Annotated in this window: 11 protein-coding genes; 2 read left to right on the top strand and 9 right to left on the bottom strand. The window is 65.7% G+C overall.

What is annotated here, in order from left to right; genetic code table 11:
- The 5 genes from atpD to ABDV68_RS14575 all read right to left on the bottom strand — a co-directional run.
- A partial coding sequence (atpD, locus tag ABDV68_RS14595) for a F0F1 ATP synthase subunit beta (protein WP_343520807.1) occupies positions 1 to 1,441 on the bottom strand: 1,441 nt, incomplete at its 3' end.
- 16 nt (positions 1,442 to 1,457) lie between these two features.
- On the bottom strand, positions 1,458 to 2,042 hold the full coding sequence (locus ABDV68_RS14590) for a DUF6030 family protein (protein ID WP_343520806.1): 585 nt from the start codon (positions 2,040 to 2,042) through the stop codon (positions 1,458 to 1,460).
- A gap of 2 nt (positions 2,043 to 2,044) precedes the next feature.
- Positions 2,045 to 2,926, bottom strand: a complete 882-nt coding sequence (locus tag ABDV68_RS14585) for a F0F1 ATP synthase subunit gamma (RefSeq protein ID WP_343520805.1) — start codon at positions 2,924 to 2,926, stop codon at positions 2,045 to 2,047.
- Between the two features lie 96 nt (positions 2,927 to 3,022).
- Complete coding sequence (atpA, locus tag ABDV68_RS14580; RefSeq protein ID WP_343520804.1) at positions 3,023 to 4,552, bottom strand: F0F1 ATP synthase subunit alpha; 1,530 nt, start codon at positions 4,550 to 4,552, stop codon at positions 3,023 to 3,025.
- A 10-nt stretch (positions 4,553 to 4,562) separates the two neighbouring features.
- Positions 4,563 to 5,117: a F0F1 ATP synthase subunit delta gene (locus ABDV68_RS14575; protein WP_343520803.1), complete on the bottom strand. Its 555-nt coding sequence runs from the start codon at positions 5,115 to 5,117 to the stop codon at positions 4,563 to 4,565.
- Positions 5,118 to 5,329: 212 nt separating this feature from the next.
- Here ABDV68_RS14575 and ABDV68_RS14570 point away from each other — a divergent pair, with 212 nt between their 5' ends.
- Positions 5,330 to 6,283: a hypothetical protein gene (locus ABDV68_RS14570; protein WP_343520802.1), complete on the top strand. Its 954-nt coding sequence runs from the start codon at positions 5,330 to 5,332 to the stop codon at positions 6,281 to 6,283.
- A gap of 157 nt (positions 6,284 to 6,440) precedes the next feature.
- Here the strand turns inward: ABDV68_RS14570 and ABDV68_RS14565 are convergent, their stop codons facing one another.
- Positions 6,441 to 7,940, bottom strand: coding sequence for a DEAD/DEAH box helicase (locus ABDV68_RS14565; protein ID WP_343520801.1), 1,500 nt, complete (start codon positions 7,938 to 7,940; stop codon positions 6,441 to 6,443).
- A gap of 554 nt (positions 7,941 to 8,494) precedes the next feature.
- On the opposite strand from ABDV68_RS14565, the gene ABDV68_RS14560 reads away from it, so the two are divergent.
- Entirely contained in the window at positions 8,495 to 9,391 is an 897-nt protein-coding gene (locus ABDV68_RS14560) for a DNA adenine methylase (protein WP_343520800.1), read from the top strand.
- Here ABDV68_RS14560 and ABDV68_RS14555 read toward each other — a convergent pair.
- The 3 genes from ABDV68_RS14555 to ABDV68_RS14545 all read right to left on the bottom strand — a co-directional run.
- The gene (locus tag ABDV68_RS14555; RefSeq protein WP_343520799.1) at positions 9,379 to 10,368 is read right to left on the bottom strand and encodes a hypothetical protein; all 990 of its coding nucleotides are present in this window, start codon (positions 10,366 to 10,368) and stop codon (positions 9,379 to 9,381) included. The two genes, ABDV68_RS14560 and ABDV68_RS14555, sit on opposite strands and share 13 nt — an antisense overlap.
- Positions 10,369 to 10,370: 2 nt before the next feature.
- On the bottom strand, positions 10,371 to 11,540 hold the full coding sequence (locus ABDV68_RS14550; RefSeq protein ID WP_343520798.1) for a hypothetical protein: 1,170 nt from the start codon (positions 11,538 to 11,540) through the stop codon (positions 10,371 to 10,373).
- 222 nt (positions 11,541 to 11,762) lie between these two features.
- Positions 11,763 to 12,694, bottom strand: a 932-nt coding sequence (locus ABDV68_RS14545; RefSeq protein WP_343520797.1) for a TRCF domain-containing protein, incomplete at its 5' end; no start/stop codon positions are given.

Raw genomic sequence — 12,694 nt, 5'->3', positions numbered from 1 at the left:
ACTCACCCTCGACGACTGCCTTGAACGACTTGATCGTGTCCTCGATCTGCACGAATTCGCCGGGGATGCCGGTGAAGACTTCGGCGACGTGGAACGGCTGCGACAGGAAGCGCTGGATCTTGCGCGCGCGGGCGACCGTCAGCTTATCCTCTTCCGACAGCTCGTCCATGCCGAGGATGGCGATGATGTCCTGAAGCGACTTGTACTTCTGGAGGATCGACTGGACGGCGCGGGCGGTGTCGTAGTGATCCTGACCGACGACGCGCGGCTCGAGCACGCGGCTGGTCGAGTCGAGCGGATCCACTGCCGGGTAGATGCCCAGCTCCGAGATCGCGCGGTTGAGAACCGTGGTCGCGTCCAAGTGAGCGAACGAGGTCGCCGGCGCCGGGTCGGTAAGATCGTCCGCGGGGACGTACACGGCCTGCACCGAGGTGATCGAGCCCTTGTTGGTCGAGGTGATGCGCTCCTGCAGCGCGCCCATGTCGGTCGACAGGGTCGGCTGGTAGCCCACGGCCGACGGGATGCGGCCGAGCAGCGCCGACACCTCGGCGCCCGCCTGGGTGAAGCGGAAGATGTTGTCGACGAAGAAGAGCACGTCCTGGCCCTCCTGGTCGCGGAAATATTCGGCGATGGTCAGGCCGGACAGCGCGACGCGCGCACGGGCGCCCGGCGGCTCGTTCATCTGGCCATAGACCAGCGCCACCTTCGAACCCTCGCTGATCGCGTTGCCGTCGGCGTCCTTGGCGATGACGCCCGCGTCGAGGAACTCGTGATAGAGGTCGTTGCCCTCACGGGTGCGCTCGCCCACGCCCGCGAACACCGAGGTGCCGCCATGGCCCTTGGCGATGTTGTTGATCAGCTCCTGGATGAGCACGGTCTTGCCGACGCCGGCGCCGCCGAACAGGCCGATCTTGCCGCCCTTCGCGTACGGCGCGAGCAGGTCGATGACCTTGATGCCGGTGACGAGGATCGAGCTCTCGGTCGACTGGTCGACGAACAGCGGGGCCTCGGCGTGGATCGGCGCCTTGAGGTCGGTGGCGACCGGGCCGCGCTCGTCGATCGGCTCGCCGATCACGTTGAGGATGCGGCCGAGCGTCGCCGGGCCGACCGGGACCTGGATCTGCGCGCCGGTGTTGGTCACCGCCTGGCCGCGGGTCAGGCCCTCGGTCGAGTCCATCGCGATCGTGCGGACGGTGTTCTCGCCGAGATGCTGGGCGACCTCGAGCACGAGGCGCTGACCGTTATTCTCGGTCTCGAGCGCGGTGAGGATCGCCGGCAGCGCGCCGTCGAAGCTCACGTCGACGACCGCGCCGATCACCTGCGCGATGCGGCCCTGGCCGGTCGCGGCGACGGGCGCCGTGGTGGTGGCGGCGTCCGCCTTGGGCTTGGTCGCGCGGGGCTTGCGCGCGGGCTTCTCTGCGGTCGGGGCTGCGGTTGCCATCGTCTTTTCCTTGGGTTCAGCTGGCTTGCCCGGTAGCGCCCGGGCGGGTGAAAGTCACGGTAATGCGGCGAGTCTTGTCGCCTTGCGGGATCGGAGCGACCGAAACCGCGGCGGTGGCGCCGTCGAGCGTCTTCTCGAACGGCTGCTCGGCGGCGATCGCCTTGCCGAGCGCTTCGGGCTTCTGGGCACGGAACTGCCAGAGCACCTCGTCGATCATCTTGGCGAAGCGGGTCTTGGCGCGCGCGGCGTCGGCGGGATCGGTCACGTCGAGCGTGAAGCGCATCGTGTCGATCTTCGACTGGTCCGGGCCCATCGCGACGAAACGGGCGCGATTGGGCGCCTTCGCCTGGGTGTCGGCGACGAAGATCGGCTCGCCCGCGGCCTGCCAGCGCAGGCCGCTCTGCCTGTAGCCGTCGATGCGGAAGCCGAACTGGTTGGCGGCGGCGACCGCGGTCTCGGGCGAATCGAAGGCGCGCTCGATTCCCTTGAGGTTCGCCACGACCTCGGCGCGCTTGGCCTCCTCGGCCTGCACCTGTTCGCCGGTCTGCCCGCCACAGGCGGCGAGCAGCGCGAGCGCAGGGAGGAGAGCGGCGCGCGTCATGCTCAGAGCGCCTCGGCGCCCGAGATGATCTCGACCAGCTCGGTCGTGATCGCGGCCTGGCGGGCGCGGTTGTACTGGATCGACAGGCGCTTGATCAGGTCGCCCGCGTTGCGCGTGGCGTTGTCCATCGCCGTCATCTTGCTGCCCTGCTCCGACGCCGCGTTCTCGCGGATCGCGCGATAGAGCTGGATCGCAATGTTGCGCGGCAGCAGGTCGGCGAGGATCGATTCCTCGTCGGGCTCGTAAGTGACCGCGGCACCCGAGGCCGGCGAAACCGCCGCGTCCTGCGCCACCGGCACCGGAATGATCTGCTGCCCGGTCGGCTCCTGAGTCAGCACCGACTTGAAGTTCGAGTAGAACAGGTGCGCGACGTCGAACTCGCCCGCCTCGTAGCGACGGATGAGATCGTCGGCATAGGCGCGCGCGTCGGCGAAGCCGAGCTTGCCGAGATCGCCCGGCTCGATCGAATGGTGCATGTCCTTGGGGAACAGGCGGTTCAGCGCCGCACGGCCCTTGCGGCCGATCGTGTAGAATTTGACCGTCTTGCCCTGCGCCACCAGCTCTTCCGCACGGCGGCGCGCCAAGCGGGCGATGTTGGTGTTGAACGCGCCCGCGAGGCCCTTGTCCGAGGTCGCGACGACGAACAGGTGGACCTGGTCCTTGCCGGTGCCGGCGAGCAGCTTGGGCGAGGACTCGCTGACGCTCACCTTGCTGGCGAGGCTGGCGACGACGGCCTCGAGACGCTGCGCATAGGGACGCCCGGCCTCGGCCGCCTCCTGCGCGCGGCGCAGCTTGGCGGCGGCGACCATCTTCATCGCCTTGGTGATCTTCTGCGTCGACTTCACCGAGCCGATGCGGACCTTGAGGGCTTTCAAACTAGCCATCGTTTTCCTTCTCGTGCCCCTGCGAAAGCAGGGGCCCAGGGTAATCGAGCGAGCCGCTGTGGCTCCGGGCTCCTGCTTTCGCAGGAGCACCTGCCCTTAAGCGAACGTCTTGCCGAACGCTTCGAGCGCGTCCTTGAGCTTCGCGCGGGTGTCGTCGCTCAGGTCCTTGCTGTCGCGGATCGCGGCCAGGATGTCCGCGTGCTTCGAACGCATCTCGGCGAGCATCGCCGCCTCGTAGCGGACCACGTCCTGGGTCGGGATCGAGTCGAGGAAGCCCTGCGTGCCGGCGAAGATCGACACCGTCTGCTCCTCGAACGGCAGCGGCGAGAACTGCGGCTGCTTGAGCAGCTCGGTCAGGCGCGCGCCGCGGTTGAGCAGCTTTTGGGTCGAGGCGTCGAGGTCCGAGCCGAACTGTGCGAACGCCGCCATCTCGCGATACTGGGCGAGCTCGAGCTTGATCGAGCCGGCGACCTTCTTCATCGCCTTGGTCTGCGCCGACGAACCCACGCGCGACACCGACAGGCCGACGTTGATCGCCGGGCGGATGCCCGCGAAGAACAGGTCGGTCTCGAGGAAGATCTGGCCGTCGGTGATCGAGATCACGTTGGTCGGGATATAGGCCGACACGTCGCCCGCCTGGGTCTCGATGATCGGCAGCGCGGTGAGCGAGCCGTTGCCGTTGGCGTCGTTGAGCTTCGCGGCGCGCTCCAGCAGGCGGCTGTGGAGATAGAAGACGTCGCCCGGATAGGCTTCGCGGCCCGGCGGACGGCGCAGCAGCAGCGACATCTGGCGATAGGCGACGGCCTGCTTCGAGAGATCGTCATAGACGATCACGGCGTGCATGCCATTGTCGCGGAAATACTCGCCCATCGCGCAGCCGGTATAGGGCGCGAGGAACTGCAGCGGGGCGGGGTCCGACGCGGTCGCGGCGACCACGATCGAATATTCCATCGCGCCATTCTCTTCGAGCGTGCGCACGAGCTGCGCGACGGTCGAGCGCTTCTGGCCGACCGCGACATAGACGCAGTAGAGCTTCTTGCCCTCGTCGTCGCCCGCGTTGACGGTCTTCTGGTTGATGAAGGTGTCGATCGCGACGGCCGACTTGCCGGTCTGGCGGTCGCCGATGATCAGCTCGCGCTGGCCGCGGCCGACGGGGACGAGCGCGTCGATCGCCTTGAGGCCGGTCTGCACCGGCTCGTGGACCGACTTGCGCGGGATGATGCCGGGCGCCTTGACCTCGACGCGCGAGCGCTGGTCGGAGACGATCGGGCCCTTGCCGTCGATCGGGTTGCCGAGGCCGTCGACCACGCGGCCGAGCAGGCCCTTGCCGACCGGGACGTCGACGATGGTGCCGGTGCGCTTGACGGTGTCGCCCTCGCGGATCTCGGCGTCCGAGCCGAAGATCACGATGCCGACGTTATCGGCCTCGAGGTTGAGCGCCATGCCCTGCACGCCATTGGCGAACTCGACCATCTCGCCGGCCTGGACGTTGTCGAGGCCGTGGACGCGCGCGATGCCGTCACCGACGCTCAGCACCTGGCCGGTCTCGGAGACCTCCGCCTCGGTGCCGAAATTGGCGATCTGGTCCTTGATGACCTTCGAGATTTCTGCGGCGCGGATATCCATGATTCTGCCTTCAGCCTTTCATCGCGTGCGCGAGGGTGTTCAAACGGGTCTTGATCGAGCTGTCGATCATCTGGGAGCCGATCTTCACGACCAGGCCGCCCAGCAGCGAGGGGTCGACCGACAGGTCGACATTGACGTCGCGGCCGACGCGCTGGCGCAGCTGCGCCTTGAGCTCGGTGACCTGCGAGGCCGAAAGGGGATGCGCCGAGACGACTTCGGCGGTGGTCTCGCCGCGATGGCGCGCGGCGAGCGTGCGGAAGTCGCGGACGATGCCGGGAAGCGCCGCCAGGCGACGGTTCTGCGCGAGCACGCCGAGGAAGTTCGCGGTGAGCGAATCGAGCTGCATCGCCCTGGCGGCGGCGGCGACGCCGCGCGCCGCATCGCCGCGGCCGAGCAGCGGGCTGCTGGTAAGGGCTGCGAACTCGGGCGAATCGGCCAGGGCCTGCTTCACCGTGGCGAGGCTCGATTCGACCTTGTCGATCGCGCCGTTCTCACGCGCCAGTTCGAACAGGGCGGTCGCATAGCGTCCGCTTAAACTTGCCTGAATACCGCCGGAATTCTCCACGGACGCGTGCTTCCTCTAGGAATCTCGAAAATGGCCCCATGCGAAAAAGGGGCACGCCGACGAACCCGGCAGCCCCGCTTGGGTTGGCGGGCGCGTAGCAAAGGGGGGCGGGGGATGCAACCCGCGGGGACAGCGCGGCATCGCGTGCTTGCAGCGCCGTGGCATCGATGCGACACCGTAAAGACGGGGTTCACGATCTTCACGGGGGAATCATGCGGACGAAGCGGTTCGGGCGGCGCGTGGCGCTGTGCGCGGTGGTGATGGCGATCGCGGCGGGGCCGGCGCATGCCGAGGCGGTGAAGATGACGGGCAAGTTCGCCGCGCCCAATCGCGAGGCGGCGATGCTCGAATCACTCGGGATCGACCGGTTCGGCGGCGGGGACGGGCGGCAGCTGGAGATGGCGATCGAGCGCGCACTGTCGCAGCCCGACATCGAGGGGCGGCCGCATTTCGACCTGATCGGCGCGTTCGGCGGCGGCCCGGCGCCCGACGGCGTGCTGAGCGGCACCGTATCGAGCGGGGTGCAGGAGAATCGCTTCAAGCAGAAGCAGAAGCGCTGCGTCGAGCGCGAGGGCGGCAAGGATAGCGGCAAGTGCATCAAGGAGGCCGAGGTCGAGGTCGATTGCACGCGGCGCGTGGTGGATCTCAACGCCGACCTGCGGCTGACGCGCACCGCGGACCGGCGCATCGTCTACTCGACCGCCAAGCCGCGCCGCGACGAGGTGAGCTGGTGCCGCGGGCAGAACCCGCCGCGCACGACCGAGGAGACGGTGCGCGGCATGGTGCTCGACGTGGCGGGCGAGGTGCGGCGCGACATCGCGCCGGTGGTCGAGACCTACAGCATCCGCTTCCGCGAGAGCACCAGGGGGCTGCCCAAGGAGCTCAACCGGCCGTTCAAGGACATCGTCAAGCAGACCCAGCGCGACCTGCGCGGGGCATGTGCCGCGTGGGAGGCGATGGACGGGCAGGCGCCGAACCACCCCTCAATCACCTTCGACCTCGGGCTGTGCGCGGAGGCGGCGGGCGACTATCGCCGCGCGCTCGACCTCTATCGCCGCGCGGCGCCGCTGATCGGGGGCGGCGCCAACGAGGCGGTCACCGGCGCCGAGCGCATCGACCGGCTGCTCGCGGCGCAGGAGGATGATGCGGCGCGCGGGCGGCGGTAGCTGTCAATCGGATCGCGGCTTGCCTTTAGATAATCCTCCCCCGCCAGGGGAGGTGGCGCGCAGCGCGAGGGAGGGGGCTCGATCCGTCAGCGTTCTGGCATCCGCCCCCTCCGTCAGCTTGCAGCTGACACCTCCCCCTGGCGGGGGAGGATCTGGTTTAGCCGCGGGCGCCGCCGCGCTGGCCGCCGCCGGCGGGGCGGGGCGCCCACTTCTTCTTGCGCGGGCCGTAGAAGCGGGGCTGATCGCCCTGGGGACGCTGGCCGTTGCCGTTGCGGGCGCCCTCGGGTCGCGCCTGGCGCTCGCCCTGGGGGCGCTGACCCGCTTCGGCGCCGCGCGGTTCGGCGTGACGGCGATCGCCGGCGGGGTTGGCGCGCGGGCCGCGCTGGCCCTGGCCGTCGCGGCCGCCGTTGCGGCCCTGGCCGCCATGGCCACGGTTCTGCATCGCACGGCCGTTGCGGCCGTTCTGCTCGTCGCGGCTCATTGTCACCGGCGCGCGGCTCGACTTGATCTTCGCGGACTCGTTGACGAAGTCCTCGGGCAGCGGGACGACCGTCAGCTTCTGGCGCGTCAGCCGCTCGATGTCGCGGAGGTACGTCCGCTCGTCGTCAGCGCAGAAGCTGATCGCGACGCCGTCATTGCCCGCGCGCGCGGTGCGGCCGATGCGGTGGACATACTGCTCGGGCACGTTGGGCAGCTCGAAGTTGAAGACGTGGCTGACGCCCGACACGTCGATGCCGCGCGCGGCGATGTCGGTGGCGACGAGCAGCTTGACCTTGCCCGAGCGGAACTCGCCCAGCGCGCGCTCGCGCTGCGGCTGGCTCTTGTTGCCGTGGATTGCGTTGGCGGCGATGCCGCTGGCGGCGAGCAGCTTCACGACGCGGTCGGCGCCGTGCTTGGTGCGGGTGAAGATCAGCGCGCGGTCGATGCTCTCGTCGCGCAGCTTGATCGTCAGCAGCGACTGCTTCTCGGCCTGGTTCACATGCGTGACGAACTGCTCGACGCGCTCGGCGGTGGTGGCGACGGGGGTCACCTTCACCTCGACCGGCTCGTGGATGAACTGGTTGGCGAGGTCGCGGATCGACTTGGGCATGGTCGCCGAGAAGAACAAAGTCTGGCGCTTGCTCGGCAGCTCGCGGACGATGCGCTTCAAGGCATGGATGAAGCCCAAATCCATCATCTGGTCGGCTTCGTCGAGCACAAGGATCTCGATCCCGAGCAGGATCGCGTAGCACTGGTCGATCAGGTCGACGAGGCGGCCCGGGGTCGCGACGACGATGTCGACGCCGCGCGCGAGGTCGGTCTTGTTCTTGTGGATCGAGGTGCCGCCGAACACGGTCGCGACGGTGAGCTTGGTGCCCTTCGAATACTGGCGCGCGCTCTCGGCGATCTGGCTGGCGAGCTCGCGCGTCGGGGCGAGGACGAGCATGCGGCAGCCGCGCGGCTGCGCCCGCTTGTTCGAGGCGACGAGGCGCTCGATCGAGGGGAGCATGAACGCGGCGGTCTTGCCGGTGCCGGTCTGGGCGATGCCGAGCAGGTCGCGGCCCTGCAGGAGCGCCGGGATCGACTGCGCCTGGATCGGGGTCGCATTGGTGTAGCCCTTCGCAGCGAGCGCGGCGAGGGTGGTCTCGGACAGGCCGAGGGTGTTGAATTCGGTCATTGAATCTCTTTTGCAGATACGGCCAGCGCGCATGCCGGAGGCACGCGCACGGGCGGGTCAAAAAATGACGACCCGCGTGATATGGGAAGCCGCTAAATCAACCGAGGCGGAGCCGGGGCGGCCGGGGTTTCCGGCACGTCCGATCACGCTGCATGACGCCTCGCTGGGCGGGGATATGGCAGGGAGACTGTCGTAAGTCAAGGTTTGGGGCGGGCAGGCGGCGGAAGTATACACTGGCTTGACACTATTGCGGCGGTTTTGGCGCGGCGGAGGCCGCGGCTCGACGCCGGGTGACGGCTGGCGAAGTTGACGATGTTACGCGGAACGCGGTTCATTCTGTCAGCTTTGTCGCCTTTGTGGAGAGGGCGTGCGGGGCTGCCGGTTGGGCCGTGCGGATCGACAGGATCAAAGAGCGGTCGTCATGCGACTGGGTGAGGTGAGCAGACGAAATCCAACATTGCAAGGGGGAGTGCGCAGGGTGCTGTAATCCACGGGCTGACGCTGTGCCAGCGGCGCTCGGCCGAGTATCTTCTTGCGCTTGCGAACCATATCGGGTGAGTACGTCCCTGACCATGAGCACGAACGCTAAATTTGGACGCCGATCGAAAGATCGCCATGGTGCTGGGGTTACGCCATTCCGCTATCCCGGTGGGAAGGCATTCCTCGCGGACGCACTTGAAGAACGTATCAGACAGCTTCCGGTCGCTATCGATACTTATGCCGAAGCGTATGCTGGCGGAGCTGGGGCGGCGATTGAATTACTGGCTCGGGGAGCTGTGCAGCGAGTTGTGCTCAATGATTTCGACCGTCGTGTATTCGCGGCGTGGTGGGCGATCCTGAACCACACCGAAGAATTCATCGATCGCATCAAGTCGACACCCGTGACGCTCGATAACTGGTGGGCCTGCCGTGCGCTGGTTGAGGAGAACGATGCCGAAGCGGACCGGTTTGAACTAGGTTTTGCTACGTACTTTCTCAATCGCACCAATCGATCTGGTGTAATCATCGGAGCCGGCCCGATAGGTGGATACAATCAGACCGGCAAGTGGCTCATCGATGCTAGATGGTACGCTGAAACAATGACTCGGCGCGTGCGTTGGCTAGGAGAACGCCGCGACAGCATCGAACTGCACAATGCCGATGGTCTGCAGTTCCTGCGAGGATTCGATACGGATCAAGCGCAATCGACTTTTTTCTTTATCGATCCGCCATACGTGGTTGCGGGAAAGAAGTTGTACTTTGACGCCATGAGCGATCTCAAACATCGTGATCTGGCTCACTTCCTCACGACTCCCGGTGCTGTTCCTCATTGGTTGGTTACTTACGATGATTGCCAACTGATCACGGATGCTTATCGAACAGCATCAATCGAGAGACTGCCGGTGAAGTATAGCTTACACCGCAAGCGTACCGAGTACGAAGTCTGCGTTGTACCTGCTCAAGCTGCGTGACGGACTTGGCTCCTATAGCCTAATATCCACCGTCCGAGCAGGCCGACATCGTCGGCATCGTCCACGATCACTCCGTACTGCCGCGCCAGTCGCAGGCCCTCCACCGCAGCGCGCGGAGTACGCAAGCGGTCAAGAATATGCCCGTGCCGATAGCCATAGGTAGCATGATCATCCGGCTGGAGCCTGAAAGGGATGATCGTGACGCCCACCGTGTTCGTAGGCGGTCGGTTGAGATAAAAGCTCTCGTAAAAGTCTGGAATCTCGTCGGGCGCGTTCTTCTCCCGCCAACCGTGGCCGCTCGCCGCTTGACCAAAACACATTTCGGCAGGGGGAGGGGCTAGGTTAACCGCCGGGCGCCACGCGATCACGTCGATGCCGCCATCCTTTGCGTACTTACTGGCCACCGGCCCGGGCGGGTTGCGAGCGGTGCCAACACCGGAAAGCAAACATGCCCGCTCGATTGCTTGGACAATGGTCTGACCGCTCTTTCGAGGCCAGCCGAATGATAAAGCTGGTCCTCCTACGTGGCCAGCTACGGCCAGGGTTGAAAGTATCTGGAAGTGGCGCCGCCGAGCCTGAGCGAGCGCGCGAGCTGACGGGGTCCTTTCGAGAATAGCCGACTTAGTCGCATGCGAGAAGATCAGGCAGAGGAGATAGAACGCCGCAGTCCCTAGCTGATTGCGTGGCTTGAGGGCCAATTCTTCGCCATCAGCACTGAGCACGAACGGATAAGCTTCACCCAGATGTTCTGTGCGTTCGGCGATCTCCCCTTCGATGCGAGCCCGGCGATCTTCTTTGGCGGCGTCCGCCTCACCATCGTCGTTGGCTGCTTCTTGATCCTGAATCTTGAAGGCATTGTCGATGTCGTCCAATCGCGCGCGCGCGCGCGCATCGAAAAAGGCCGCCAGCTCCAACCAATCTGCGAGCACAGCCGGCCCCGCATCGAGAGGCGGCGTGTTCACCGCATTATCGGCCATGACTATTCGCTTTCCGACGGGCCGGCTTGGGGCGGTTCTGCCGACCGCTGCCGTGGGGGTGGCACGGAGCGCAAATTGAGCTCGATCAGCTGCGCCCTGCGGAGAATGTCCCCCGCCAATTCGAGCAGGGCCTTGTCTGGCCGAGCGTTGGACAACTCCCCAGCGGCAATTTTCAAAGCTGCGTGAGCATCAACAAGCGCTTTGTCGAAACGTTCGGACCCGCCGATCGTCATTTCTAGGGCGGGAGCTAACTCACTTCGCTCCAGCATAACGCGACGTGCGGCCGGGTGCCCGAGCACCTTTTTCAAAGCAGCCAGATCGGGATTCTGAGTTTTTACCGCCGGTGCTATACCCTCGGATTTAGATCCGAACAGCCAGCGCAGCAAAATCCGCAGGTTCTGAAGGTGTTCCTCACCCACTGGGTTACGTGGCGGATTGGCACTGCGATCGGCTCGGGGAAGGCCTAAGAACTCGCGGTACTCAGTATAGGTCAGCGCCGTGTAGAGGTGGGAAAAGCTAAAGTTCCTTGTCGCGCGATCTTCGACTCGGAAGAGATCGAGCCGCTCGGCCTGTTGAAGAACATAGGCGGCACTCACGATGCGATAAAGTGTATCGTGCTTATCACCCATCCGTGCCGCGATATCAGTGAGTGATAGGGCGTCCTCACCGCGATTCTCCTGCTCATCGAGCCATCGCGTCGCATAAAGGGCCTTCGCATAGGCGTCCCAGCCTTGCGGACCGTTAATATGTTTGAAGCCGATTAGTTCGCGCGCGTCCTGCTCGTTTTCGACCTTGAACGCAGTCACCTCAGCTAGTGTCGCGCGGACCTCGGGCCTCAACTCGGGGACACTGACGTTTGCCTCGGCCGCCAGTTCTGGCGACAGCAGAACCTTCAGCGCGCCGAGTCGTCGATTGCCCTCCAAGACTACTAGATCGTCGCCGCGCCCGACGACGATAAGAGGCTCGATGTCGATGTAGCCGCTCGACGCGATCGATTCGATCAGTTCCCCGAGGTCAGCCGTCCGGTCGAGATATTCGATGACCGCAGCGTCCGCTCCACTCTTCGGCCGCTTGTCCGGTGTGTAGCGTGGATTGGTGTCATCAAACTTCAGCCGCTCGACCGGCACCCTGCCGCGTTGTCCTCCAGCGAAGTGCGCGTCCCACCAAGCCATCAATGTCCCCAATCCAAACGACAATCTAGCACGCCCTGCTTCCTGTCACCAACCTGTGAAGGAATAGCTGCCTGCGCGTCGCTACGGTGATCGATGCGCCGAGGCAAATACATGCTCCGCAGTCTGGATTGGAATGGACTAGGAATATCAGCCAGCCGAAAATTGTTTGATCTAGGCTGACGCACCGGCGATATTCAGAACATAACCCGTGGACCTCGCCCCTCAACCCGCCGCCTTCGCCAGCCCCCGCGACAACTGCACCGCCGCGTTCAGTCGCGCCCGCGGCGTCGCCCATGCCCGGCTGATCACCAGCTTCATGTCCGGGCGCAGCTTCGCCGTGCCTTCCAGCTTGGCGACATAGGCCATCAGGCCCTCGACGCTGGGGAAGCTGTCCTCGTGGAAGCTGACCAGCGCGCCCTTTGGCCCGACGTCGATCTTGGCGATGCAGGCGCGCTTGGCGTTTAGCTTGGCCTCGATCAGCAACAGCAAATTCTCGGTCTCCTCGGGCAGCTTGCCGAAGCGGTCGATCATCTCGGCGGCGAACTCGTCGATGCCGCGCTTGTCCTCGACCTCGTTCAGGCGGCGGTAGAGGCCCATGCGCAGGTCGAGATCGGGGACGAAGCCCTCCGGGATCAGGATCGGGGCGTCGACGGTGATCTGGGGCGAGAGGTCGCGCGGGCGCTCGTCGCGCAGGCCGCCGGCCTTGGCGTCCATGATCGCTTCCTCCAGCATCGACTGGTAGAGCTCGTAGCCGACTTCCTTGATGTGCCCCGACTGCTCGTCGCCGAGCAAATTGCCCGCGCCGCGGATGTCGAGATCGTGGCTGGCGAGCTGGAAGCCGGCGCCGAGGCTTTCGAGGTCGGACAGGACCTTGAGCCGCTTTTCCGCCGCCTCGGTCATCAGCCGCTGGGGCGCGGTGGTCATATAGGCATAGGCGCGGGTCTTGGCCCGGCCGACGCGGCCGCGCAGCTGGTAGAGCTGGGCGAGGCCGAAGCGGTCGGCGCGGTTGATGATCATCGTGTTGGCGCTGGGGATGTCGAGGCCGCTCTCGATGATGGTGGTGGAGACCAGCACCTCATACTTCTTGTCGTAGAAGGCGGACATGCGCTCCTCGACCTCGCCCGCCGCCATCTGGCCGTGGGCGACGACGTAGC

It is taken from the genome of Sphingomonas sp. (assembly GCF_039595165.1).
Classification (GTDB): Bacteria; Pseudomonadota; Alphaproteobacteria; order Sphingomonadales; family Sphingomonadaceae; genus Sphingomonas.
This window is presented reverse-complemented; position numbering and strand designations above follow the sequence as displayed.

Bases quoted from the DNA above. Each gene is read 5' to 3' on its own strand.
- atpA (WP_343520804.1), bottom strand. From the start codon at position 4,552: ATGGATATCCGCGCCGCAGAAATCTCGAAGGTCATCAAGGACCAGATC.
- ABDV68_RS14570 (WP_343520802.1), top strand. From the start codon at position 5,330: ATGCGGACGAAGCGGTTCGGGCGGCGCGTGGCGCTGTGCGCGGTGGTG.
- ABDV68_RS14565 (WP_343520801.1), bottom strand. From the start codon at position 7,940: ATGACCGAATTCAACACCCTCGGCCTGTCCGAGACCACCCTCGCCGCG.
- ABDV68_RS14550 (WP_343520798.1), bottom strand. From the start codon at position 11,540: ATGGCTTGGTGGGACGCGCACTTCGCTGGAGGACAACGCGGCAGGGTG.
- ABDV68_RS14590 (WP_343520806.1), bottom strand. From the start codon at position 2,042: ATGACGCGCGCCGCTCTCCTCCCTGCGCTCGCGCTGCTCGCCGCCTGT.
- ABDV68_RS14555 (WP_343520799.1), bottom strand. From the start codon at position 10,368: ATGGCCGATAATGCGGTGAACACGCCGCCTCTCGATGCGGGGCCGGCT.
- ABDV68_RS14585 (WP_343520805.1), bottom strand. From the start codon at position 2,926: ATGGCTAGTTTGAAAGCCCTCAAGGTCCGCATCGGCTCGGTGAAGTCG.